Raw genomic sequence first — 23,842 nt, 5'->3', positions numbered from 1 at the left:
ACCCTCTGGAGACTCTCAATGCGCACGATGCGCCTTTCGGCGGCCATGGTCGCCGCCGCCGTGGTGTCCGGCACGCTGGCTCTGGCGAGCCCGGCGTCCGCCGACCCCACCCCCGCAGGCACCTTCCGCAAGCTGGTCGGCGTGGGCTCGGACACCACCCAGGACGTGCTCAACGCCCTCGCCGGTGACACGGTCAACGGCAAGGCCTACGCCGACACCGCCGTGAAGGCGGTGAGCGGTGCGGGCGTCGCCTCCTACGACGCGATCGAGCCCGGCACCGGCTCCACCACCTCGAACATCCAGACCCGCACGGGCGGCCCGTCCTTCCTGCGCCCCAACGGCTCCGGCAAGGGCCGCCTCGCCCTCAGCATGTCGCTGACCGGCGACAAGTTCCCCGACAGCTCGGGCGTCTCCATCAAGGGCCAGGTCGACTTCGCCCGCTCCTCCAGCGGCCCGAGCACCTCCGGCACCGCCTTCACCTACATCCCGTTCGCGCGTGACGCGGTCGGCGTCGCGGTCCACGGCTCGGCCCTGAACACGCTGACCGTCGACCAGCTCCACGACATCTACTCGGGCACGCTGACCGAGGTGAACGGCCAGACCGTGCACCCGAAGATCCCGCAGAGCGGCTCCGGCACCCGCAAGTTCTTCCTCGGCGCCATCGGCCTCACCGACGCCACGCTCTCCCCGAACGTCGCGACCGTCCAGGAGAACCAGGCCAACGGCGCCCTCGACGCGGACGGCGCGCTCGTCCCGTTCTCGGTGGGCAGCTGGATCGCCCAGAACAACGGCATCTCCCCGGACTTCAGCACCACCGCGGCCGCCGCCGGCGCCCACCTGGCCGCCGTGCAGCTGCCCGGTGACGAGGGCGCCACCACCCCGGTCGCCACCGTGAACGGCAAGCTCGCCCCGGTCGGCGCCTACTACGAGAACGCCACCTTCGGCCGCGACGTCTACAACGTCGTCCCGACCCGGGCGATCGACCCGACCGGCATCTTCTTCGACAAGGACCTCTACGACGTCTTCGTCACCAGCGGCACCCACGAGGCGGCCCTCGCCTCCGACGCCGCCGAGGGCGTCATCGCCAAGTTCGGCTTCGTGAACGAGTCCTACAACGGCTCGGTCAACCCGGCCAAGCACGCCAAGCTGGGCGGCCTGGAGGAGTCCGGCGTCGACGCGTCCACGCCGGCCGCGCCGGCCCTGAGCGGCACCCGCGGCGACGGGAGCGTCAAGCTCAACTGGACCGCCCCGTCCGCCACCGGCCTCCCGGTCACCGACTACCGCGTGACCCTGACCGGTTCGGACGGCGCCGTCGTGGCCGTCAAGGACGTCCCGGCCACCACCACGTCGTACACCTTCAGCGGTCTGGCCCTGGGCCACTACACGGCCGAGGTCTCCGCCGCCAACCTCAACGGCCTCGGTGCCGTCGCCACCTGGACCGGCGACATCAAGTACACGACCACCCTGAAGGCGACCACCGCGACGACCGCGTACGGCAAGACCCCGAAGGTCGCCGTCACGGTCACCGGCACGCACGGTGTCGTCCCGACCGGCACGGTCACCGTGAAGGAGGGCACCACCACCCTCGGCACGGGCACCCTGGACAGCACCGGCAAGGTCTCCGTCAGCCTCTCCAGCCACCTCAAGGTCGCCAAGCACAGCCTCACGGTGTCGTACGCGGGCAACGGCAAGCTGCTGACGTCCAACGGGACCGTCTCGCTGACCGTCTCGAAGGCGGCCCCGAGCGTCACCACCACGGCGCCGGCCTCGATCAGCCACCTCTCGCAGGCCAAGGTCACCGTCAAGGTCACCGCGACCGGCACCACGCCGACCGGCACGGTCCGCATCTACGAGGGCTCGCACGTCATCGCCACCGGCACCCTGAGCGGCGGCAAGGTGACCGTCAAGCTGCCGAAGCTGTCGCGCGGCACGCACACCCTGCACGCCTGGTACGTGGGTTCCACCACCGTGAACTCGAAGAACGGCGCCAACTTCAAGATCAAGTCCACCTGATCCACGGCTTGTTGAGTACCACCGGCAGTACCCCGCCGGGGGCGCCCAGCGCGGCGCTCCCCGGCGGGACCCCTTCCCGCCCCACCCGTTCCATGAGTTGAGTGAAGGAGACGTGCAGCCGTGACGGTCGCCGTACAGACCACGCTCGCAACACCCGTGCCGCGGCCGGTCGTCCGGAGCGTCACCGCCGTCCGGCATCTCGCCCGCGGCGGCCTGCTCACCCTCGCGGCCCTGCTGCTCGGCCTCACCGCGCAACTCCTGTTCGTCAGCGGTCTCCAGGAACGAGCGGCGCAGCACACCGCGTACGACTCCCTGCGCGCCCAACTGGCCCTGGGCACCGCCCCGGTGGCCCAGACCGACCAGCAGGGCGACCTGCTCGCCCCCGGCACCCCGGTCGCGATCGTCGACATCCCCGCCCTGCACGTGCATCAGGTGGTCCTGGAGGGCACCGACTCCGGCGTCATGACCGACGGCCCCGGCCACCGCAGGGACACCCCGATGCCGGGGCAGGCCGGCACCAGCGTGCTGATGGGCCGCGCCGCCGCGTACGGCGGTCCCTTCGAGCACCTCGACGAACTCGCCGCAGGCGACACGTTCAGCGTGACCACCGGCCAGGGCAAGGCGAAGTACCAGGTCTTCGGCGTCCGGCGCGCCGGAGACCCGGCGCCCGCCCCGCTCGACGCGGGCAAGGGCCGCATGGTCCTCCTCACGGCCACCGGGCCGGACTTCATGCCCGGCGGAGTGCTGCGCGTCGACGCCGAGCTGGTCTCCGCACCCGCGCAGACCCCCGCCGCGGTCATCCGCTCCGGCACGCTTCCCGAGTCCGAACAGCCGCTGGCCAGGCCCGGCGGAGTGCCGTGGCCGCTGGTGATGTGGCTCCAGGCGCTGATCGCCGTGGCGGTCGCCGCGGTGTGGGCCTGGCACCGCTGGGGCCGCCACCAGACCTGGATCGTGTTCGCACCGGTCGTCGCCGTTCTCGGCCTCCAGGTCGCGACCCGCGTCACCGAACTGCTGCCGAACCTGATGTGACACCGCCGACCGGCCCCACCCCCGTGCCCCAGCCGAGCCCGAACCGATCCCGCCATGAGGTGCCCGACGTGACCGATGCGACCGCCGCGCGTGACAACGCCGCGACCGAGACCGCCCCGACCGGCAGCGTGCCGGCCGCCATCGCCGGGACCGGCCGTGCGCCGGCCGGCGCGACCGCCGTGATCGCCCCGGGGACCGCCGTGGCCGACACCGTCGTGCTGCCGCCCGTCCCGTCGGACAGGACGCTCCCGGCCCGGCCCGTGGCCGCCCCCGCCGAGCTCGACGCGCGCGAGGTGTCGGCCTGGTTCGGCAGCCACCTGGTGCTGGAGCGCGTGTCCCTCACGATGCCCGCCGGACAGGTCACCGCCCTGATCGGCCCCTCCGGCTGCGGCAAGTCGACCTTCCTGCGCACCCTCAACCGGATGCACGAGCTGATCCCCTCCGCCGCGATGGCCGGCGAGGTGCTCTTCGAGGGCGAGGACATCTACGCCCCCGAGCGCCGGCTGACCGAGGCCCGGCGCCGGATCGGCATGGTCTTCCAGAAGCCGAACCCGTTCCCGGCCATGTCGATCTACGACAACGTGGTCGCGGGCCTGCGTCTGACCGGCACCCGCGCGGGCCGCCGGGAGAAGGACGAGCTGGTCGAGGAGAGCCTGGCCCGGGCCGGCCTGTGGAAAGAGGTCCGGGACCGGCTGCGGCAGCCCGGCGGCGCGCTCTCCGGAGGCCAGCAGCAACGCCTGTGCATCGCCCGCGCTCTCGCCGTACGGCCCCGGGTGCTGCTGATGGACGAGCCGTGCTCGGCGCTCGACCCGACGTCCACCCGCCGCGTCGAGGAGACCATCCACGAACTCGCCGGCGAGGTGACCGTCGTGATCGTCACCCACAACATGCAGCAGGCGGCCCGCGTCTCGCAGCGGTGCGCCTTCTTCCTCGCCGAACAGGGCACCCCGGGCGGCATCGTCGAGCACGGTCCCACCACCGACATCTTCGGCACCCCGAAGGACCGGCGCACCGCGGACTACGTGGCAGGCCGCTTCGGCTGAGCCGCCCGCCCGCACCGAGCCCGTCGGCGCCGACCCCGCCCGCACCGGGCCGCCCGCCCCGACCGCGCCCGCGCAGGCCCGCCTGTGCCGGTGCGCCCGCGCCGCCCCACGCGCGCCGAAGCGGGCCCGCCACCCGGGCGGGCCGGCGCGGCTCCCGCACCCGCCCGTGCCGGGAGCGCGAACGGTCCCGCCCGGCCCGGGCCCGTGGCGTCCGCCCGGCACCGGCGCCGACACGCCGGGCCCCATGACGGAACGTGACCCGAAAATGGCCGGAGACGGTGACCTCGCCGGGATCCGGGCGCGTCGGTGTGAGACCGTGGAGACCATGAAGGGGATCGAGCCCGGGAACCCCGGGCCTTCTCCGGTGCACATCGGCGGACGCCGCCCGCCGAGTCGGATCACAGCCGGTCACCCGCACCCGTTCAAGATCCAAACGCCCGAAGAGCCGGGCGAGTTTACCCATCCTCGTAGCCGACCATGCGCCGCGCGGCCAGATTTTCTTCCCCTAACGGGCTGAACTTTTGTTGATCGTGGGTTAGTTGGCCGCCCGATCGTCCTACCCTTCAAAGGGTGAACCAACTGATGTCCCGAGAGTCCGAGGCCGATCTCCCCGGGGAGCCGCTGCTCCCGGGCGCGCTGCCCGAGGCACTGCGCGCCGAACTCGTGGCGTTCCGTCGCGACTTGCACATGCACCCGGAGCTCGGCAACCAGGAGTTCCGCACCACCGCGGCGATCAAGGCGCGCCTGGAGCAGGCGGGCCTGCAGCCGCGGGTTCTCTCCATCGGCACGGGACTCATCTGTGACATCGGGGACGCGGACGACGTACGTCCCATGCTGGCGCTGCGCGCCGACATCGACGCGCTGCCCATCCCGGACACGAAGAGTGACTGCGCGTACCGCTCGACCGTGCCCGACCGCGCCCACGCCTGCGGTCACGACATCCACACGACGGTCGTGCTCGGCGCCGGTCTCGTCCTCGCCGACCTGCACGCCCAGGGCCTGCTGCCCCGGCGTGTCCGGCTGATCTTCCAGCCCGCGGAGGAGGTACTGCCCGGCGGTGCCCCGGACGCGATCGAGTCGGGCGTGCTCGAAGGCGTCGGGCGGATCGTCGGCGTGCACTGCGACCCGAAGGTCGACGCGGGGCGCATCGGACTGCGCCACGGCGCCATCACCTCGGCGTGCGACCGGCTCGAAGTCGCACTCGACGGCGCGGGTGGCCACACCGCGCGCCCCCATCTCACCACTGACCTCGTCACCGCCGCCGCGCGGGTCGTGACCGACGTGCCGGCGCTCGTCGCCCGACGCGTGGACGCCCGCAGCGGACTCGCGGTGACCTGGGGACGCATCGAGTCGGGGCACGCCTGCAACGTGATCCCCCAGCACGCCGAACTGTCCGGCACGATCCGCTGCCTGGACCTCGACGCCTGGCGGGCCGCCCCCGACCTCGTCCACGCGGCCATCGACGAGATCGCGAACCTCTACCGCGCCAAGTCCGAGATCAACTACATCCGGGGCGTCCCGCCGGTCGTCAACGACCCGGCCGTCACCGAACTGCTCCGCGAGGCCATGACCGCCCGGCGCGGCGCGCACTCCGTCGAGGACACCGAGCAGAGCCTCGGCGGCGAGGACTTCTCCTGGTACCTGGAGCACGTGCCCGGCGCGATGGCCCGGCTCGGGGTGCGACGTCCCGGCGACCGGACCACCCGCGATCTGCACCGGGGCGACTTCGACGCCGACGAGCACGCGATCACGGTCGGCGTCGAGATGTTCACCGCCGCGGCCCTCCTGGACCAGCCCCTTGTTTAAGGCCTGAGGGCGGCGGGACACGGCTGGGTGACTCCGGTCGCGTCCCCCGCCCCCCGGCAGTAGCGTGGTCCGCAGTTCTTCGACAACAGTCACTCCGTGATGCGGGAACCATCCGCTCCGTCACAGGGGGTCCGTTCTGCGGAATCGCCCTGTGGCGGCCGTGGTGGGCACTGCGTCCCCGAACACGGCTTTCGGCCGCGTGGTTCACAAGGACGTAACCGGCCACCGGCACGAATGGATAACGGCCAGGCGGAACCCCGTTCCCTGGACGGTCTACGCGCGTTAATGTGCGCCGAACTCAGCACCCACTGCGGGGCTTTGGAGAATGGGGAACTTCAGATGCGTCGGATAGCCAGCCTGACCCGAATCGCGGTGGGGGTCGCGTCGCTCGCACTCGCCGCCACCGCCTGCGGCGGGACCAGCAGCGACAGCAACAGCAGCAGCAACAGCAGCGAGAGCGGCGGGGACAAGGGCCTCGCCATCGCGTACGACGTCGGCGGCAAGGGTGACCAGTCCTTCAACGACGCCGCGTTCTCCGGTCTGGAGAAGGCGAAGAAGGAGTTCGGCTACCAGACGGCCGACGTCGAGCCCACCGACAACGAGACGGACGCCGACAAGCAGCAGCGTCTGGAGTCGCTCGCCAAGCAGGGCTACAACCCGGTCATCGGCATCGGCTTCGCCTACGGCCCCGCGCTGGAGAAGGCGGCCGCGAAGTTCCCGAAGACCACCTTCGGCATCGTGGACTCGGTCGTCGAGGGCAAGAACGTGGCCTCCCTGGTCTTCGCCGAGCAGGAGTCCTCGTACCTCGCCGGTGTCGCCGCCGCCAAGGCCACCAAGAGCAACACCGTCGGCTTCATCGGCGGTGTGGACGTTCCGCTGATCCACAAGTTCGAGGCCGGCTACACGCAGGGCGTCAAGGACACCAAGCCCGGCGTCAAGGTCCTCTCGCAGTACCTGACGCAGACCGCTGCCGAGGGTGGCTTCTCCAGCCCCGACAAGGGCAAGGCCGCAGCCGAGGGCCAGATCGAGAAGGGCGCGGACGTCCTGTACTCCGCGGCCGGCCTCTCGGGTCAGGGTGTCATCGAGGCCGCCTCCGCGGCGGGCGTGTGGGCGATCGGCGTCGACTCCGACCAGTACAAGCAGGAAGCGCTGGCCAAGTACAAGGACAAGATCCTGACCTCCGCGCTCAAGGACGTCGGCGGCGCGGTCTACACGCTGTCGAAGTCGGTCCACGACGGCAAGCCGCTGGCCGGCACGCAGACCTTCGACCTCAAGGTCAACGGTGTCGGCCTCGCCGACAGCAACCCGAAGATGGCGGAGATCGCCGGTCTCACCGCCGCCGTGGACAAGGCCAAGGCGGCCATCATCGACGGCAGCATCAAGGTCAAGACCTCGTAGTCGTGTGAGTGGCGGCTGACCGCGGCGGGCCCTGCCCGCCTTTGGACCGCCTCTCCCCGCCCCGGCGGGCCGGCACGATCGAAGTACAGCGGAACGGGCGGGCACCCCAGGTGCCCGCCCGTTCCGCTGTCCGCTCAGGGGCCGCTCGCGGGTTCACCCCCCCCCGCCACTTTTCCTTCGCGATCGGCGTGTCCCGGGCCCGTGGGCACGTGGCGTCGAGCACAGCCGGATAACAAGGTGGACAGAAGGGGTTTTCTAGTTGGTCTACGCGCGTTAATCTGCGGCGAAGCCAGCGCCGAAGCTGAACCGTCAGGCGCTGAACGACAGGAGCACATGTAATGCGCCGGGTTACCCGCATCGCGCTCGCAGGCACTGCGACCGCCTCTCTCGCCCTCGCTCTGTCCGCCTGTGGCGGCACCTCGACCTCCTCGTCCTCCTCGGACTCCAAGGGCGGTAACAAGGGCCTCGCCATCGCGTACGACGTCGGCGGCAAGGGCGACCAGTCCTTCAACGACGCCGCGTTCGAGGGTCTGAAGAAGGCGAAGGGCGAGTTCAAGTACGACACCGCTGACGTCGAGCCCACCGACGGTGAGACGGACGCGGACAAGACCCAGCGTCTGGTCTCCCTGGCCAAGCAGGGCTACAACCCGGTCATCGGCATCGGCTACGCCTACGGCCCGGCCGTCAAGGCCGCCGCGGCGAAGTTCCCGAAGACCACCTTCGGCATCGTCGACGACTCCTCCGTCGAGGCAGCGAACGTCGCGGACCTGGTCTTCTCCGAGCAGGAGGCCTCCTACCTCGCCGGCGTCACCGCCGCCAAGGCCACCAAGACCAACACCGTCGGCTTCGTGGGCGGTGTGGACGTTCCGCTGATCCACAAGTTCGAGGCGGGCTTCGAGCAGGGTGTCAAGGACACCAAGCCCGGCGTCAAGGTCCTCTCGCAGTACCTGACGCAGACCGCCCAGGAGGGTGGTTTCTCCAGCCCGGACAAGGGTAAGGCCGCTGCCGAGGGCCAGATCGAGAAGAAGGCCGACGTCGTCTACGCCGCGGCCGGTCTGTCCGGCCAGGGTGTCATCGAGGCCGCCTCCGCCAAGAAGGTGCTGGCGATCGGTGTCGACTCCGACCAGTACATGCAGGCAGCGCTGGCCCAGTACAAGGACGCGATCCTGACCTCCGCGACCAAGGACGTCGCCAAGGCGGTCTACTCCCTGGCGAAGTCGGTCGAGGACGGCAAGCCCGAGAGCGGTATCGTTCGGGGCGATCTGAAGTCCGGTGAGGTCGGCCTGGCCGACTCCAACCCGGCCTACAAGAGCAACACCGCGATCCAGGACGCCGTCAAGGCCGCCCAGGAGAAGATCATCAGCGGTGCGATCAAGGTCAAGACCAGCTGACGAGCAGTACCTCAGGAGCAGCCAATGCGGTCCCGGGGAAGTTCGGGCAAGTCTTCGTGCCGGCCGGCACGGAGAGGCGCCTGTTCTGCCCCGGAGCCGCTTGGTAACCGCGGGGTTACGTCCGCTCAACGGGATACGAGGAGTCTTGCTCCACGTATCCCGTTCTCGCGGCCTGTGGCCCCTTTCGTTGCCGTAGGGGCGCTACGCGCGTAGACGACCCCCTTTCCCTCAGGAGAGTGCGCCATCAACGCGTCCAGCAGCCCTCCGGCCGGCGCGGTCAACGGTCAGGCGACCGCTGTCGAACTCGCCGGGATCACGAAGCGATTCCCTGGCGTCGTGGCCAACCACGACATCCACCTCAGCGTCCGCAAGGGCACCGTGCACGCCCTCGTCGGCGAGAACGGCGCCGGCAAGTCGACGCTGATGAAGATTCTCTACGGCATGCAGAAGCCGGACGAGGGCACCATCGCCGTCGACGGCGAACAGGTCACCTTCTCGTCGCCGGGCGAGGCCATCGCCCGCGGCATCGGCATGGTCCACCAGCACTTCATGCTGGCCGACAACCTCACCGTCCTGGAGAACGTCGTCCTCGGCAGCGAGAAGCTGTACGGGATCGGCGCCAAGGCCCGCCGCAAGATCGTGGAGCTCTCCGAGCGCTACGGCCTCGGAGCCCGCCCCGACGTCCTCGTCGAGGAGCTCGGTGTCGCCGACCGGCAGCGTGTGGAGATCCTCAAGGTCCTCTACCGCGGTGCCCGCATCCTGATCCTGGACGAGCCCACCGCCGTCCTCGTGCCGCAGGAGGTCGACGCACTCTTCGACAACCTGCGCGAACTCAAGGCCGAGGGCCTGTCGGTCATCTTCATCTCGCACAAGCTGGGCGAGGTCCTCTCCGTCGCCGACGACATCACGGTCATCCGGCGCGGTACGACGGTCGGCACCGCCGTGCCGTCCGAGACGACCCCGCGTCAGCTCGCCGAGCTGATGGTCGGCAGCGAGCTGCCGACGCCGGAGACGTCCGAGTCGACGGTCACCGACCGGGCCGTGATCGAGGTCGAGGACCTGACGGTCTTCGCCAAGGGCTCGGTGTCGATGGGCAAGGGCTCGGCGGCCCTGCTCATGGACCAGGTGGAGCGCGGCGAAGTACGGCTCGTGCTCGACCATGTCTCCTTCACCATCCACGCCGGTGAGGTGATGGGCATCGCGGGTGTCGAGGGCAACGGCCAGACCGAGCTCATCGACGCGCTGATCGGCCTGAAGGCCGCCGACACCGGTGTCATCCGCTTCGCGGGCGACGACATCACCGGGATGTCCACGCGCAAGCGCCGCGAGAACGGCATCGGCTACATCCCTGAGGACCGCCACCGCCACGGCCTCCTCCTGGAAGCCCCGCTCTGGGAGAACCGCATCCTCGGCCATGTCACCGAGACGCCCAACGCCAAGGGCATCTGGATCGACATCAAGGGCGCCCAGCAGGACACCCGCCGCATCGTCGAGGAATACGACGTGCGCACCCCCGGCATCGACGTCACCGCGGCCTCCCTGTCCGGCGGCAATCAGCAGAAGCTGATCGTCGGCCGCGAGATGAGCCACAAGCCGAAGTTCCTGATCGCCGCCCACCCCACCCGCGGTGTGGACGTCGGCGCGCAGGCGCAGATCTGGGACCAGATCCGCGCGGCGCGCCGTGAAGGACTCGCCGTCCTGCTGATCTCCGCGGACCTGGACGAGCTCATCGGCCTGTCCGACACGCTCCGGGTGATCTACAACGGCAAGCTGGTCGCGGACGCGGACCCGGCCACCATCACCCCGGAGGAACTCGGCTCGGCCATGACCGGTGCCGCCTCCGGACACCTGGAGAACGAGGAGCTCGCCGAAGCGGCCGAGCTCGAAGAGCCCGCCGAGAACCCGGCGGACGCCCCGGAAGACGAGGCCCGCTGATGAAGAAGTTCGACAAGGAGCGCCTGCTCCTCGGGGTGGCCGGACCGGTCATCGCGCTCGTCGTCGCCGTGGCGCTGACCTCGATCGTGCTGCTCGCCTCGGGGAAGAACCCGATCGAGCCGTACACGATCATGTTCCAGCAGGCGACGTACTCCGACATCCAGGTCCTGATCATCAACCAGGCCTCGCTGTACTACATCGCGGCGCTGGCGGTGGCCATCGGCTTCCGGATGAACCTGTTCAACATCGGTGTCGACGGCCAGTACCAGCTCGCCGCCATGATGGCCGCGATCGTCGGCGCGCACGTCGCGCTGCCGGCCGTGCTCCAGGTCCCGCTGCTTATGGTGACCGCCATCTGCACCGGCGCGTTCTGGGCCGGTATCGCCGGTGTCCTCAAGGTCACCCGCGGGGTCAGCGAGGTCGTCGCGACGATCATGCTGAACGCGATCGCGACCTCCGTCATCGCCTACCTGTGGCTGCCCGACGTCTTCGGCGTCAAGCTCGGCAACAACAACACCACCGGCGAGATGCACAAGTCCGGCTGGATCCCCGGCTTCAGCATGGGCGACGCGGGCGAGATCTACGGTCTGGTCGTCCTCGCCGTGGTCCTCGGCATCGGCTACTGGATCGTCCTGAACCGCACCCGCTTCGGCTTCGACCTGCGCGCCTCCGGCGCCTCCGAGTCCGCCGCCGCGGCCAGTGGTGTCGACCCCAAGCGCATGGTGCTCACCGCGATGCTGCTCTCCGGCGGCATCGCCGGTCTCGCGGGTCTGCCGATCCTCCTCGGAGACACCCACACGTACAGCCTGAACTTCCCGACCGGCATCGGCTTCCTCGGTATCGGTATCGCGCTGCTCGGCCGCAACAGCCCCGTCGGCATCGCCTTCGCGTCCCTGCTGTGGGCCTGGCTCGACAAGTCCTCGCCCGAGCTCGACTTCCACGGGTACGACAAGGAGATCGCGGTCATCATGCAGGGCCTGATCGTGATCGCGGTCGTGGTCTCGTACGAGGCCGTGCGCGAGTGGGGTCTGCGCCGCCAGCAGCGCCGCGTCGGCGCCGAACTCGCCGCGGGCAACGTCCTCGGCGGAACCGACAACACCAAGAAGGAGGTGGCGGGCCGATGACCACCGCAACCGACGTCAACCAGCCCACGCTGCAGCCCGGGGCTCCCAAGAGCCGTCGGATGTCGCTCCCCGTCCTCCTGCTGGTGATCGCGGGCGGCCTGGCGCTGACCTCGATCGTCCGCATCATCACCGGCGCGGACGGCATCACCAACGTCAGCCAGATGTCGACCGCGCTCGAACTGGCCGTCCCGATCGGCCTGGCCGGTCTCGGCGGTCTGTGGGCCGAGCGCGCCGGCGTCGTCAACATCGGCCTCGAAGGCATGATGATCCTCGGCACCTGGTTCGGCGCCTGGGCCGGTTACCAGTGGGGCCCGTGGACCGGCATCCTGGTCGGCGTCATCGGCGGCGCCGTCGGCGGTCTGCTGCACGCGATCATGACGGTCAGCTTCAACGTCAACCACATCGTTTCCGGTGTGGCCATCAACATCCTGGCGCTCGGCGTCACCCGTTACCTCTCCCCGCTCGCCTTCGTGGGCGTCCCGGGCGGCTCGGCCAAGCAGTCCCCGCCGGTCGAGTCGCTCGGCCAGTTCACCGTGCCGGGGCTCTCCGACTGGCTCGCCACCCTGAACTCCAAGGGCTGGTTCTTCGTCTCGGACATCGCGGGTCTGCTCGGCGGTCTGGTCACCGACGTCTCCTGGCTGACCCTGATCGCCGTCGCGCTGATCCCCGCCACCTGGTGGATCCTGTGGCGCACCCCGTTCGGCCTGCGCCTGCGCTCCTGCGGTGAGAACCCTGTCGCCTCCGAGTCGCTCGGCGTGAACGTCTACAAGTACAAGTACATCGCCGTGATCATCTCCGGCGGTCTGGCCGGCCTCGGCGGAGTCTTCCTCTCCATCGTCGCCAACCCCTTCTACCTGGAGGGCCAGACAGCCGGCCGCGGTTACATCGGTCTCGCGGCGATGATCTTCGGCAACTGGATGCCCGGCGGGCTCGCCCTGGGCGCGGTCCTGTTCGGCTACACCGACAGCCTCAACCTGCGCGGCGGCTCCGAGAACGTCCACGCCCTGCTGCTGCTCGGCGCCATCCTGCTCGCCATCGGCGCGATCTGGCTCGCGGTCAAGAAGAAGTACGTGTCCGCCGTCATCACCCTGGTCATCGGCGTCCTCGTGTTCCTCTGGTACGCCACGACCAACGAGGTGCCCAGCCAGATCGTCTCCGCCACCCCGTACGTCATCACCCTCCTCGTCCTCTCCCTGTCGGCGCAGCGCCTGCGCATGCCGAAGGCGGACGGCCTGCCGTACCGGAAGGGACAGGGGAAGTGACGGCCGCCGGCGCGGACTCCGCGGACGTCGACTGGGAGGAGCTGCGGGAGGTGGCCCGTACGGCGATGAGCCGTGCGTACGCCCCCTACTCGGACTTCCCCGTCGGCGCCGCCGCCCGCGTCGACGACGGCCGGATCGTCTCCGGCTGCAACGTCGAGAACGCCTCCTACGGCCTCGGCCTGTGCGCCGAGTGCGGTCTGGTCTCCGAACTGCGGGCCACCGGAGGCGGCCGGCTGACGCACTTCACGTGTGTCGACGGGCAGGGCGAGATCCTCGTCCCGTGCGGACGCTGCCGACAGCTTCTGTTCGAGTTCGGCGGCGAGGAACTGATCCTGGAGACACCGGGCGGGCTCGTGCCCCTGTCCGAGATGCTGCCGCAGGCCTTCGGGCCGGGCCATCTCACCAAGTAATGCCCCGCGGCCCCTCCGACCGGCTGACGCCGGGGAGGGGCCGCTCATCTTTCGGAAGGAACGCCATGGCCATGGACGCCGTCTCCGTCATCCGCACCAAGCGGGACCGTGCCGAACTCAGTGATCCGCAGATCGACTGGGTCATCGACGCGTACACCCGCGGTGAGGTCGCCGACTACCAGATGGCCGCGCTCAACATGGCGATCCTGCTCAACGGCATGAACCGCCGTGAGATCGCCCGCTGGACGGCCGCGATGATCTCCTCGGGCGAGCGCATGGAGTTCTCCTCCCTGTCCCGCCCGACCGCCGACAAGCACTCCACCGGCGGCGTCGGCGACAAGATCACCCTTCCGCTGGCCCCGCTCGTCGCCGCCTGCGGTGCCGCGGTGCCCCAGCTCTCCGGACGCGGCCTCGGCCACACCGGCGGCACCCTGGACAAGCTGGAGTCGATCCCGGGCTGGCGCGCGCTGCTCTCGAACGAGGAGATGCTGCACGTCCTCGACACCACGGGCGCGGTCATCTGCGCGGCCGGCGACGGACTCGCCCCCGCCGACAAGAAGCTCTACGCGCTCCGCGACGTCACCGGCACGGTCGAGGCGATCCCGCTCATCGCCTCCTCCATCATGTCCAAGAAGATCGCCGAGGGCACCGGCTCGCTGGTCCTCGACGTGAAGGTCGGCACCGGCGCCTTCATGAAGACCATCGAGGACGCCCGCGAGCTGGCCTCCACGATGGTGGGCCTCGGCACCGACCACGGAGTGAAGACGGTCGCGCTCCTCACCGACATGTCGACGCCGCTCGGCCTGACCGCCGGCAACGCCCTGGAGGTCCGCGAGTCCGTCGAGGTCCTCGCCGGCGGCGGCCCCGCAGACGTCGTCGAGCTCACCATCGCCCTGGCGCGCGAGATGCTCGACGCGGCCGGGATCAAGGACGCCGACCCGGCGAAGGCCCTCGCCGACGGCTCCGCCATGGACGTGTGGCGCCGCATGATCGCCGCGCAGGGCGGCGACCCGGACGCCGCGCTGCCCGTCGCCCGCGAGCAGCACGTCGTGACCGCCTCGGCCTCCGGCGTGCTGACCCGCCTCGACGCGTACGACATCGGCATCGCCGCCTGGCGCCTGGGCGCCGGACGCGCCCGCAAGGAGGACCCGGTGCAGGCCGGCGCGGGTGTCGAGCTGCACGCCAAGCCCGGGGACACCGTCACGGCGGGCCAGCCCCTGCTGACCCTCCACACGGACACCCCGGACCGCTTCGACTACGCGCTCCAGGCCGTCGAGGGCTCGTACGACATCGCCGTGGCCGGCACCGACTTCAAGGCCACCCCGATCGTGCTGGACCGTATCGCCTGACCTGCGGTTTCCTCCTTCGGGCGAACGGGATCGGTGGACCTCCACCGGTCCCGTTCGGCATGCCGTGCTCGGTGACGCACCGATAGGAGACCGCCATGAGCGCACTCACCGTGAGCCAGGACCCCGAGCAGAGCTGGGACGACCTCGTCCGGTTCTGGGAGGAGATGGAATGGCCCGAGGGCAGCAAGGTGGAGATCATTGAGGGGATCATCACCGTGTCACCTGCTCCCGCATACCGTCACAACGTGATCGCGGCTCGCATCCAGCGTCGCCTCTACTCGGTGATCCCTGAGGACTGGGAGGTCTTCCAGACCCTGGCCATCGCCGTGCCGTCGCGTCTGGGCATGCTCGTCCCGGACATCGTGGTTGCTCCGGTGCGGGAAGGTACGGACACGGACACCCACATTCCGGCCGGGCTCGCCGAACTGGTCTTCGAGGTCACCTCGAAGACCAACGCCCGCCACGACCGCGTCAGCAAGCCCGCCGCCTATGCCGCCGCGGGCATCCCGCTCTACCTCCTCGTCGACCGCTGGGCACCCGACGGTCCCAGCGTGACCCTCTTCGGGGACCCCAAGGGCGATGTCCACCGCCCCCTCAACACCGCCAAGTTCGGCGAGCCCGTCAAGCTGCCCGCGCCCTTCGACCTCGTCATCGACACCGGCGAGTTCTCCGAGGACTGAGCGGAGCCCCGAGGCACGGAGCGCGGGTCGCGGCTTGCTTTCCGGGCGTCCGCGATGAGTTCGGAGTCCCCGGCCGGTCTACTGAGCGTGGATTCCGTCAAACCGGCCGTGCTCGTGATGCCCGGACTCGTCGCCCCGGGCGAGGTGCCCCGGCTCTGCGAGGCTGTCCGGGCGCTCCTCGGGACGACCGGCGCCGGGGTCGTGGTCTGCGATGTCGCGGGCCTCGGGCCACCCGGCCTCACCGCCGTCGACGCACTGGCCCGCATGGAACTGGCGGCCCGCCGGGCGGGAGGCCGGATACGCCTCGCCGGCCCGGACCCGGCACTGCGCGCCCTACTCGACCTCGTCGGCCTCCGCTTCGAGACCTGCGACGGCGCCGGTCCCGCCGACTCCGGGAGCTTCGGGCCCGTCGAGATGGAGGGGGAGTCCGAAGAGCGGGAACCAGCGGGCCGTGTCCAGGAAGAAGTGGAACCCGGAGATGCGGCCCTTTGAGATCTCCAGCACCTGCACCGACCAGGGCGTGTGGCCGCCCGCCTCCTCGTCCGGCTTGTACTGCGCGAACCCCGGCAGGCCGTTGACCTCCACCGGGATCAGGCGCGAGTCCGCGCAGGCCGCGCCCAGCGTCGTCATGAAGCCGGTGATGTCCTGCGGGCCCCGCAGCCACAGGTCGAACGGCGGCATCGTCATGACCGCGTCCTCGTGCAGGAGCGCCGTCAGAGCCGTCATGTCGTACCCCTCGAACGCCGCCACGTAGCGTTCGAGGAGCTTCTGCTGCTCCTCGTCGAGCGGGTCGGAGGTCGCGGCGTCCGCGCCCGTCCCGTCGTTCTCAGCGAGGGTGGCGCGGGCCCGCTGGAGGGCGCTGTTGACCGAGGCGACCGTGGTCCCGAGCAGTTCGGCGACCTCGCTCGCCCGCCACGCGAGGACCTCGCGCAGGATGAGCACCGCGCGCTGCTTGGGCGGAAGCTTCTGGAGGGCCGCCATGAAGGCCAGGCGCACGGACTCCTTGGCGACCGCGGCCTCCGCCGGGTCATCGCTCGACGGCAGCACACGGCCGTCGGGCATCGGTTCCAGCCAGGTGTTGTCCGGACGGGGGGTGAGCGCGGCCTGGGAGAGCGGCGAGGGAGCAGTGAGATCCATCGGACGAGCCCTTCGGTTGCCCGCGTTGAGCATGTCCAGACACACGTTCGTCGCGATCCGGTACAGCCAGGACCGCATCGAGGAGCGGCCCTCGAACTTGTCGTAGCTGCGCCAGGCCCGGACCATCGTGTCCTGCACCGCGTCCTCGGCCTCGAAGGACGAGCCGAGCATGCGGTAGCAGTACCCGGTCAGCTCGACGCGGTGTTTCTCCAGCCGGACGTCCAGGTCCGTCGTCGTCGCCGTACCCTCGCTCATCGCCAACCCACCCCTGTGGCCTTTTTGATTCGCGCGTCATCGCGCCGGCACTTCGGAAGCTACCGCAGCCCACTGACAATGGCTGGCGGAGCGGGGAAAGCAGCAGGTCACAGGGGTGTTCCAGAGAGTGATCCGGGTCTGATGGCCGTCCGGGACCTCAGCGGGCCCCGCCCCGGGCCTCAGTGGGTCCCGGACAGGGCGGCCTCAGTGGGCCGGCACGGGCGCGCGGCGCGAGGCGGTACGGGCCGCGCGGGAGCCGAACAGGGTGATCGAGACGACTCCGAGCACCGCGAACAGCCCCATGGCCACCGTGCCCGCCCATCCCCCCGCGTGGAAGGCGACCGCGCCCAGCGTGCTGCCGGCGCTGGAGCCGATGTAGTACGCGGACTGGTAGAGGGCCGAGGCCTGCGCCCGCCCGGTCTTCGCGGTGTGGCTCACCGACGACGACGCCACCGCGTGGCCCGCGAAGAAGCCCGCGGTGATCAGGACCAGGCCGAGCAGGACCAGCACCAGGGAACCGGCCAGGGACAGGAGCAGCCCGGCCGTCGTGGTGGCGCCCGCCAGATAGAGGGAGCCGCGGCGGCCGAGGCGGCCGGCGAGACGGCCCGCCGTCGACGCCGACACCGTACCGACGAGATAGACGAGGAAGACCGAGCCGACGATGCCCTGAGGGAGCGAGAACGGCGCCTCGCCGAGGCGGTAGCCGATGACCGTGTAGACCCCGCCGAACACCATCATGAACAGCGCGCCGATCGCGTACAGCCGGCACAGCAGCGGGTTCGCGAGGTGGTCGCGCACCGTGCGGGCCAGCACCCGGGGTCGCAGCGAACCCCGCGCGAAGTGCCGCGGTGCCGGAAGCAGCATCCGGAAGGCCACCGCGCAGCCCACGGCGATCAGCCCGATCGTGCCGACGGCCACCCGCCAGCCCCATTCCTGCGCCACCCAGCCGGTGATGATCCGGCCGCTCATCCCGCCGACGCTGTTGCCCGCGACGAACAGGCCGATCGCGGTGATCAGCGCCTTGGGGCGGACCTCCTCCGCCAGGTACGCCGTCGCCGACGCCGGGAGTCCCGCGAGCGCCGCGCCCTGCACCGCCCGCAGCACCACCAGCGCGCCGATCGACGGCGCGAAGGGCACCAGCAGACCCACGGTGACCGCCACCGCCAGGGACGCCGTCATCAACGTACGCCGTCCGAAGCGCTCCGACAGCGCGCTCATCGGCAGGACGAACAGCGCGAGCCCGCCCGTCGCGGCCGACACCGTCCAGCTCGCCTCGCTCGCGCTGACCCCGAAGTCCGAGGAGACCAGCGGGAGCAGGGCCTGGGTGGAGTAGAGGAGCGCGAAGGTCGCGACGCCCGAGAGGAAGAGCGCGAAGCTCATCCGGCGGTAGCCCGGCCCGCCGGGGGCCATGCGGGAATCCGCGGCGACGGTGGCGGTGGGGACGGAGACGGTGACGGGAGCGGAGGCGGCGGCGCCCACGGCGGTGGGCGCCCCGGTACTGGCGGAAGGCATGCCTCGAACCTAAGGACCCGTCGTTCATCCGTCCAATGCATGGAATCGCCATAATCGTTCCCATGGTGCATCAGCAGAGGTCACAGGCTCACCTGTCACCGTTCAGTGACACAGAAGACGGCGCGCACTTCGCGAGACTGCTCGCCCCGCGCCTGGCGTACTTCGCCGGTGTCGCCCGCACCGAGCACGTCACCCGGGCCGCGGAGCAGATGGGGGTCCCGCAGTCGACCCTGTCCCGGGCCATGGTCCGGCTCGAACAGGACCTGGGAGTCGACCTGTTCGCGCGCCGTGGCCGGACCGTGTCGCTGACCCCGGCCGGCCGCACCTTCCTCGCCTCCGTGGAACGGGCCCTCGCCGAGGTCGAGCGCGCCGCCGACGAGGTGCGCGCGGACGCCGACCCGGCCACCGGCAAGGTCGCCTTCGGCTTTCTGCACACGATGGGATCGGAGACGGTGCCGGGGCTGATCCGCGCGTTCCGCGCCGACCACCCGGGCGTCCGCTTCAGCCTCGTGCAGAACTACGGGGAGGCCATGCTGGAGCGGCTGCGGTCGGGCGAACTGGACCTGTGTCTGACCTCGCCCGTGCCGGACGCGCCCGATCTGGTGGGCCGCCGGCTCGACGAGCAGAAGCTCCGTCTGGTCGTGCCCGCCGACCACCCGCTCGCCGCGCGCAGGCGTGTCCGGCTCGCCGAGGCGGCCGACGAGACCTTCGTGACCCTGGAGCCCGGCTACGGGATGCGCCGCATCACCGACGATCTGTGCCAGGAGGCGGGGTTCCGGCCGCGCATCGCCTTCGAGGGGGAGGAGGCGGAGACGCTCCGGGGCCTGGTCGCCGCCGGCCTCGGCGTCGCCCTGCTGCCGCCACCGGCCGTCGCCCGTCCGGGAGTCGTCGAACTCACGGTCACCGCCCCGCGCGCCGTGCGCGAGATCGGCGTCGCCTGGCTGGACGGCCACCCGGACACCCCGCCGGTGGCCGCCTTCAAGAAGTTCCTGCTCTCCCGCCGCGGCCACCTGCTGCCCGACTGAGCCTCCGGGCGACTCCTCCACGAGTGACTCCGCTGCCTCGCTGCCGGGCCACCCGCTGCCGGGCTACCGGCGCAACGACTGCCCGAAGCCCGCCGCGAGCGGCATCCGCAGGCCCAGGGGCGGCGGTGCGGCGAAGGCGTCCTCGACCGGGCGCGAGTATGAGTGGCCGAACAGCGAGCCCAGCACGAAGTCCTCCGCGAGGGCGAGGACTTCGTGCCGGTGCTGGTGCAGCGCGTGCCCGTCCGAGTGGACCTCGAAGCGGCAGATGCCGTGGTTGGCCTTCTTCGCGCGCGCGGCGAGCCGGAAGGACAGCTCCGGGTCGGTGCGCGCGTCGTTGGTGCCGTGCACGATCAGCACGCGCCGCCCGGCGAGCTGTTTCACCGGTTCGGGTGGCGCCGCGACATCGTCCTCCGGCAGCCAGGGTGCCAGCGCCAGCACGGAGTTGACGGCCGCGTGTCCGCCCGCGCGCAGCGCCGCCCGGCCGCCCATGTCGATGCCCGCCAGACACACGGGCACGTCGCCGTAACGGCGGACGACCTCGTCCGCGGCCCAGTACGCGTCGGACGCGAGATGGGCCTCGCTGCCGTTCCAGCCGCGTACCCGGTAGTGCACCACGTGGCTGACCAGGCCTTCCGCGCGTCCGGCGCGGGTCAGCCGGCGCCCGAGCGCGCGTACGGAGGCGGTCGCCATCATGGGGGAGGGTCTTCGGGCCGAGGTCTCCTCGCCGCCCGGCAGCAGCAGAACAACTCCGCTGACCGCCGTCGGCTCGGGGCCGAGCGCCCTCCCCAGCCGGGCCCTGCGAACCGGCGTCGCTTGCTGTGCCATGACAGAACAGTGTCAGAAGCAAGGGTGTACGCCACCCGTCCGCACGGTCACCGTTACGTATCGACGGATTCGTACAACAGGAGATCTACGCGCGTAGGGGCTAGAGTGCGAAAATGACGAGCCAGATCCGGAACACCCCGAGCTCGGAGCAGATCCGCCGGGCGCCCAAGGTCCTGCTGCACGATCACCTCGACGGGGGCCTGCGCCCCGGCACGATCGTCGAACTCGCCCGCGACACCGGCTACTCCGGCCTCCCCGAGACCGATCCCGGCAAGCTGGGGATCTGGTTCCGCGAGGCCGCCGACTCCGGTTCGCTGGAGCGGTACCTGGAGACCTTCGCCCACACCTGTGCCGTCATGCAGACCCGCGAGGCCCTGGTGCGGGTCGCCGCCGAGTGCGCCGAGGACCTCGCCGAGGACGGGGTCGTCTACGCCGAGGTGCGGTACGCGCCCGAACAGCACCTGGAGGGCGGGCTCAGCCTCGAAGAGGTCGTCGAGGCGGTCAACGAGGGCTTCCGGGAAGGGGAACGGCTGGCCCGGGAGAACGGCCACCGCATCCGGATCGGTGCCCTGCTGACCGCCATGCGGCACGCGGCCCGCGCCCTGGAGATCGCCGAACTCGCCAACCGCTACCGCGACTCGGGCGTCGTCGGCTTCGACATCGCGGGCGCCGAGGCCGGCTTCCCGCCCACCCGGCACCTCGACGCCTTCGAGTACCTCAAGCGGGAGAACAACCACTTCACGATCCACGCCGGTGAGGCGTTCGGCCTGCCGTCCATCTGGCAGGCCCTCCAGTGGTGCGGCGCCGACCGGCTCGGGCACGGCGTCCGCATCATCGACGACATCCAGGTGCGCGAGGACGGCTCGGTGGAACTCGGCCGGCTCGCGTCGTACGTCCGGGACAAGCGCATCCCGCTGGAACTGTGCCCCAGTTCCAACCTCCAGACCGGCGCCGCGGACTCGTACGCGGCCCACCCCATCGGGCTGCTGCGACGGCTGCACTTCCGCGCCACGGTCAATACCGACAATCGCCTCATGTCGGGTACGAGCATGAGCCGGGAATTCGAGCACCTTGTCGAGGCGTTCGGTTACTCGCTCGACGACATGCAGTGGTTCTCGGTCAATGCTATGAAGTCAGCATTCATTCCTTTCGATGAACGCCTCGCCATGATCAATGACGTGATCAAGCCTGGATATGCAGAATTGAAGTCCGAATGGCTGTTCCAGCAGACCGCCTCCACCAGCGGTTCTACGGGAGAACAAGCCTGATCGGGGCGAATGCGAAGTGGCCGGGCCTTCACTTCTCCTCCATGACTCGGCCGCTTTTCGTTGTTTGCGGAGGGTGGGATTACGTGTTTACGGTTCTGGACCGCTCACATACCCGTCTCACCCACCCCAAGGACGCATTCACGATGAAGCAGTCTGCTGCCAAGACTCTCGGTGTCGCCGCTCTCGGCGCCGCTTTCGCCGCTGTCGGCGCGGGTGCCGCGAACGCCGCCCCGGCCGTGCCGGACGCCTCCTCGGCGCTGGACGCCGTCACCAGGACGCTGCCCGCCGAGACCGCCGCCTCGGCGCTGCCCGCTGCCGGCCAGGCGCTCGCCCAGGGCCAGAGCGCCGTCGGCACGGGTGTGGCCGCCGCGAATCCCGCCACCGCCGCGCGTCTGCTCGCCGACCAGCAGGCCGCGCCCATGGTCGGTCTGCTCGGAGGGATGCCGCTGCAGGGTCTGCCCACGCACGGCGTGCCGGTCAACGGGATTCCGCTGGGCTGACGCTCTCCGTCGGACGGAGGTCCCCCGCCTGTCCGGGCGCGGGGCCTTCCGGCCGTACGAGGACGGGCCGCGCGCATCGCGGCCGTGCCCGCTCCGGCTGTACGAACGCCGGTGGGGCACACCCTCCTCGGGTGTGCCCCACCGGCGTTCGCCGTGTCCCACGCCGGCCGCCGCCGGGTGCCCGCCCGGGTCACCAGGCGTTGCGGGAGACCTTGTCCTCGGACGGGAAGAGGATCCACAGCGCTATGTAGAGCAGGAACTGTGGGCCGGGAAGCAGGCAGGACACGACGAAGACGACACGCATCGTCGTCGCCGAGGTGCCGAAGCGCCGTGCCAGCGCAGCACAGACTCCGCCGATCATGCGGCCGTTCGTGGGGCGGGCAAGGGCGGTCATGGTGGCTCCTTCGCGAACCGTCGTCGAGTGCCGGCGGGACCGGCCTCGTCGTTCTCACCGGTGCCTTCACCGATGCCCTCAACGTTACGAGGACGACGTGCGCGAAACCTCGCTCCAGGGAGCGATCCCGACCCTGGGAATCGTCGGGGTCCGACCCTGAGCGTGGTCCTCCCGGCGGACGGCCGCGCGGCGCCGCGTCTCGGCCCTGCGACGGAGCCGGGCCCTGACGGCGGGCACGACCGCGAGATGCGCGAGGGTCACCCCGAGGGTGTTGAGCATGATCGAGTCGATGTCCACGACCTGGCCGGGCACCCCGGTCTGGAGCAGCTCTATGCCCAGGGAGAGCAGTACGCCGGCGGCGGTCGTCCGCAGGAGCGAGCCGAGGGGGGAGGCGGCGAGCCTGCCCCCCGCCATCGGGAGCAGCACACCCAGCGGGGCGAGCAGGCCGAGGCCCGCGGCGATACGCCGGGCCGCCACCTCGGGGCCCAGTGCGAGGTCGGCTCTGATACCCGCGAAGGGCCGCAGGTTGGCGGCACTCACCCAGGGGACGTCCAGCGGGCGCAGCGTGATCCAGGCGACGAGCGCCAGGTGTGCGACGAGGAGGACACCTCCTGCCACACGGACGCGGGTGACGGCGCTGCCGTCCTCTGAACCATGACGCTGCACGCCCCCCAAGACGCGGGCTCCGGCACGATCGGTTCCGTTGCGGTGGTTTTCAGCCTCGCAGCGTTACGAACTTCGGACAGCCGTCGACGTCGGGGACGTGTCGCCGGGCGCGGCGCGCACCTCGGGGGTGCACTCGTAACTGCGCAGACCGGAGGGAGCGGGACCGCCGAGGACGACACTCCCGTCGTCCCGTGCCGCGGCCGAGTCCGAGAAGGTGCAGACGATCTGGGCGAGGGCCGTCGGCGTGAGGTCCTGCGGCGGGGTGCTCAGCCGGAGCGTGTCCTCGGGGTCCCCTTCGCGGGGTCCGCCGACCGTCATGCCGCCGCGTACGTCCGTCGTGTACCCGGCCTGCTCCTCGGGCGTCGACGGTGCCTCGGCGAGCTCGTCCAGCAGCGCCTGGGCCACCAGGGCCCGGCGCGCCGACTCCGCCGTACCGTCCGCGATGCGCACCGACCGGTCGACCGTGACCAGTTGTTCCGAGCAGAGCAGGAAGACCTGGACCGGCACCCCGTGCGAGGACTGGGTGGCGATGTCGGGGCCGGAGAGCGCGCAGGGCACGCGGGAGGGCGCCGGACCGAAGTCGGTGGGCACCTGTGTGGGACGGATACCGCACCCGGTGAGCAGCAAGGCGAGCACCGCCACGGCCGGCCAGGGCCGTACCCGGCCCGGCCGCCGGGGCCGGAACGAGCGTCCCGGCCGCGCTGAACCCGCCGCCCGCCGACGCCCGAGGGCCGCGGAGCCGGCGGCCTGCGGGCGGGTGGTCCGTGGGGAGTCGGCAGCCTGTGGGCGGGCGGTATCCGGGGATGCGCCGGCCCGCGGG

The 23,842-nt window shown here is 70.8% G+C and carries 21 protein-coding genes and 1 pseudogene; 16 read left to right on the top strand and 6 right to left on the bottom strand.

Annotated elements, in window-relative coordinates; genetic code table 11:
* The first annotated feature begins 18 nt into the window (after positions 1-18).
* The 13 genes and pseudogenes from OG780_RS16500 to OG780_RS16440 all read left to right on the top strand — a co-directional run.
* Positions 19-2,013 (top strand): Ig-like domain repeat protein, encoded by a 1,995-nt coding sequence (locus OG780_RS16500; protein WP_328448946.1) that lies wholly within the window; start codon positions 19-21, stop codon positions 2,011-2,013.
* Positions 2,014-2,133: 120 nt separating this feature from the next.
* A complete protein-coding gene (locus OG780_RS16495) occupies positions 2,134-3,042 on the top strand; it encodes a sortase (protein ID WP_328448944.1) in 909 nt (302 codons plus the stop codon).
* A gap of 260 nt (positions 3,043-3,302) precedes the next feature.
* Complete coding sequence (pstB, locus tag OG780_RS16490; protein ID WP_328458176.1) at positions 3,303-4,085, top strand: phosphate ABC transporter ATP-binding protein PstB; 783 nt, start codon at positions 3,303-3,305, stop codon at positions 4,083-4,085.
* A gap of 582 nt (positions 4,086-4,667) precedes the next feature.
* Positions 4,668-5,891, top strand: a complete 1,224-nt coding sequence (locus OG780_RS16485; RefSeq protein ID WP_328458174.1) for a M20 family metallopeptidase — start codon at positions 4,668-4,670, stop codon at positions 5,889-5,891.
* 339 nt (positions 5,892-6,230) lie between these two features.
* Positions 6,231-7,289, top strand: coding sequence for a BMP family lipoprotein (locus OG780_RS16480; RefSeq protein ID WP_328448942.1), 1,059 nt, complete (start codon positions 6,231-6,233; stop codon positions 7,287-7,289).
* 338 nt (positions 7,290-7,627) lie between these two features.
* Entirely contained in the window at positions 7,628-8,680 is a 1,053-nt protein-coding gene (locus tag OG780_RS16475) for a BMP family lipoprotein (protein ID WP_328448940.1), read from the top strand.
* A gap of 243 nt (positions 8,681-8,923) precedes the next feature.
* On the top strand, positions 8,924-10,615 hold the full coding sequence (locus OG780_RS16470; RefSeq protein WP_328458172.1) for an ABC transporter ATP-binding protein: 1,692 nt from the start codon (positions 8,924-8,926) through the stop codon (positions 10,613-10,615).
* Positions 10,615-11,739: an ABC transporter permease gene (locus OG780_RS16465; RefSeq protein ID WP_326785888.1), complete on the top strand. Its 1,125-nt coding sequence runs from the start codon at positions 10,615-10,617 to the stop codon at positions 11,737-11,739. The genes OG780_RS16470 and OG780_RS16465 overlap by 1 nt, the downstream gene beginning before the upstream one ends.
* On the top strand, positions 11,736-13,001 hold the full coding sequence (locus OG780_RS16460) for an ABC transporter permease (protein ID WP_328448937.1): 1,266 nt from the start codon (positions 11,736-11,738) through the stop codon (positions 12,999-13,001). Before OG780_RS16465 ends, OG780_RS16460 begins: the two co-directional genes overlap by 4 nt.
* Complete coding sequence (locus OG780_RS16455; RefSeq protein ID WP_328448935.1) at positions 12,998-13,411, top strand: cytidine deaminase; 414 nt, start codon at positions 12,998-13,000, stop codon at positions 13,409-13,411. Before OG780_RS16460 ends, OG780_RS16455 begins: the two co-directional genes overlap by 4 nt.
* 65 nt (positions 13,412-13,476) lie before the next feature.
* Positions 13,477-14,760, top strand: a complete 1,284-nt coding sequence (locus OG780_RS16450) for a thymidine phosphorylase (protein ID WP_328448932.1) — start codon at positions 13,477-13,479, stop codon at positions 14,758-14,760.
* A 95-nt stretch (positions 14,761-14,855) separates the two neighbouring features.
* The gene (locus OG780_RS16445) at positions 14,856-15,440 is read left to right on the top strand and encodes a Uma2 family endonuclease (RefSeq protein ID WP_328448930.1); all 585 of its coding nucleotides are present in this window, start codon (positions 14,856-14,858) and stop codon (positions 15,438-15,440) included.
* Positions 15,441-15,494: 54 nt separating this feature from the next.
* Positions 15,495-15,734: pseudogene (locus OG780_RS16440) on the top strand (STAS domain-containing protein); the annotation flags it as partial.
* A 39-nt stretch (positions 15,735-15,773) separates the two neighbouring features.
* Here the strand turns inward: OG780_RS16440 and OG780_RS16435 are convergent.
* Both OG780_RS16435 and OG780_RS16430 read right to left on the bottom strand, forming a co-directional pair.
* On the bottom strand, positions 15,774-16,832 hold the full coding sequence (locus tag OG780_RS16435; RefSeq protein WP_328448929.1) for a sigma-70 family RNA polymerase sigma factor: 1,059 nt from the start codon (positions 16,830-16,832) through the stop codon (positions 15,774-15,776).
* 204 nt (positions 16,833-17,036) lie between these two features.
* Complete coding sequence (locus OG780_RS16430) at positions 17,037-18,344, bottom strand: MFS transporter (RefSeq protein WP_328448928.1); 1,308 nt, start codon at positions 18,342-18,344, stop codon at positions 17,037-17,039.
* Positions 18,345-18,406: 62 nt separating this feature from the next.
* Here OG780_RS16430 and OG780_RS16425 point away from each other — a divergent pair, with 62 nt between their 5' ends.
* Positions 18,407-19,369 (top strand): LysR family transcriptional regulator, encoded by a 963-nt coding sequence (locus OG780_RS16425; protein WP_328448926.1) that lies wholly within the window; start codon positions 18,407-18,409, stop codon positions 19,367-19,369.
* Between the two features lie 63 nt (positions 19,370-19,432).
* Here the strand turns inward: OG780_RS16425 and OG780_RS16420 are convergent, their stop codons facing one another.
* Positions 19,433-20,194 carry an alpha/beta hydrolase gene (locus OG780_RS16420; protein ID WP_328448925.1) on the bottom strand — a complete coding sequence of 254 codons (762 nt, stop codon included), beginning with the start codon at positions 20,192-20,194 and terminating at the stop codon, positions 19,433-19,435.
* 113 nt (positions 20,195-20,307) lie between these two features.
* Here OG780_RS16420 and OG780_RS16415 point away from each other — a divergent pair, with 113 nt between their 5' ends.
* Complete coding sequence (locus tag OG780_RS16415) at positions 20,308-21,462, top strand: adenosine deaminase (RefSeq protein ID WP_328448924.1); 1,155 nt, start codon at positions 20,308-20,310, stop codon at positions 21,460-21,462.
* A 143-nt stretch (positions 21,463-21,605) separates the two neighbouring features.
* On the top strand, positions 21,606-21,962 hold the full coding sequence (locus OG780_RS16410; protein ID WP_328448923.1) for an ATP-binding protein: 357 nt from the start codon (positions 21,606-21,608) through the stop codon (positions 21,960-21,962).
* Between the two features lie 190 nt (positions 21,963-22,152).
* Here the strand turns inward: OG780_RS16410 and OG780_RS16405 are convergent, their stop codons facing one another.
* From OG780_RS16405 to OG780_RS16395, 3 genes are all read right to left on the bottom strand, one after another.
* Positions 22,153-22,356, bottom strand: a complete 204-nt coding sequence (locus OG780_RS16405; RefSeq protein WP_328448921.1) for a PspC domain-containing protein — start codon at positions 22,354-22,356, stop codon at positions 22,153-22,155.
* 84 nt (positions 22,357-22,440) lie between these two features.
* Positions 22,441-23,022, bottom strand: coding sequence for a VanZ family protein (locus tag OG780_RS16400; RefSeq protein WP_328448919.1), 582 nt, complete (start codon positions 23,020-23,022; stop codon positions 22,441-22,443).
* 63 nt (positions 23,023-23,085) lie between these two features.
* The gene (locus tag OG780_RS16395) at positions 23,086-23,664 is read right to left on the bottom strand and encodes a hypothetical protein (RefSeq protein WP_328448917.1); all 579 of its coding nucleotides are present in this window, start codon (positions 23,662-23,664) and stop codon (positions 23,086-23,088) included.
* Positions 23,665-23,842 lie beyond the last annotated feature (178 nt).

This window comes from Streptomyces sp. NBC_00386, assembly GCF_036063235.1.
Lineage (GTDB): Bacteria > Actinomycetota > Actinomycetes > Streptomycetales > Streptomycetaceae > Streptomyces.
This window is presented reverse-complemented; position numbering and strand designations above follow the sequence as displayed.

Coding starts and splice junctions, on each gene's coding strand:
- OG780_RS16480 (WP_328448942.1), top strand. CDS start 6,231: ATGCGTCGGATAGCCAGCCTGACCCGAATCGCGGTGGGGGTCGCGTCG.
- OG780_RS16460 (WP_328448937.1), top strand. CDS start 11,736: ATGACCACCGCAACCGACGTCAACCAGCCCACGCTGCAGCCCGGGGCT.
- OG780_RS16445 (WP_328448930.1), top strand. CDS start 14,856: ATGAGCGCACTCACCGTGAGCCAGGACCCCGAGCAGAGCTGGGACGAC.
- OG780_RS16410 (WP_328448923.1), top strand. CDS start 21,606: ATGAAGCAGTCTGCTGCCAAGACTCTCGGTGTCGCCGCTCTCGGCGCC.
- OG780_RS16450 (WP_328448932.1), top strand. CDS start 13,477: ATGGCCATGGACGCCGTCTCCGTCATCCGCACCAAGCGGGACCGTGCC.
- OG780_RS16430 (WP_328448928.1), bottom strand. CDS start 18,344: ATGCCTTCCGCCAGTACCGGGGCGCCCACCGCCGTGGGCGCCGCCGCC.
- OG780_RS16435 (WP_328448929.1), bottom strand. CDS start 16,832: ATGAGCGAGGGTACGGCGACGACGACGGACCTGGACGTCCGGCTGGAG.
- OG780_RS16420 (WP_328448925.1), bottom strand. CDS start 20,194: ATGGCACAGCAAGCGACGCCGGTTCGCAGGGCCCGGCTGGGGAGGGCG.
- OG780_RS16415 (WP_328448924.1), top strand. CDS start 20,308: ATGACGAGCCAGATCCGGAACACCCCGAGCTCGGAGCAGATCCGCCGG.
- OG780_RS16465 (WP_326785888.1), top strand. CDS start 10,615: ATGAAGAAGTTCGACAAGGAGCGCCTGCTCCTCGGGGTGGCCGGACCG.
- OG780_RS16475 (WP_328448940.1), top strand. CDS start 7,628: ATGCGCCGGGTTACCCGCATCGCGCTCGCAGGCACTGCGACCGCCTCT.
- OG780_RS16485 (WP_328458174.1), top strand. CDS start 4,668: ATGTCCCGAGAGTCCGAGGCCGATCTCCCCGGGGAGCCGCTGCTCCCG.
- OG780_RS16500 (WP_328448946.1), top strand. CDS start 19: ATGCGCACGATGCGCCTTTCGGCGGCCATGGTCGCCGCCGCCGTGGTG.
- OG780_RS16405 (WP_328448921.1), bottom strand. CDS start 22,356: ATGACCGCCCTTGCCCGCCCCACGAACGGCCGCATGATCGGCGGAGTC.
- OG780_RS16425 (WP_328448926.1), top strand. CDS start 18,407: ATGGTGCATCAGCAGAGGTCACAGGCTCACCTGTCACCGTTCAGTGAC.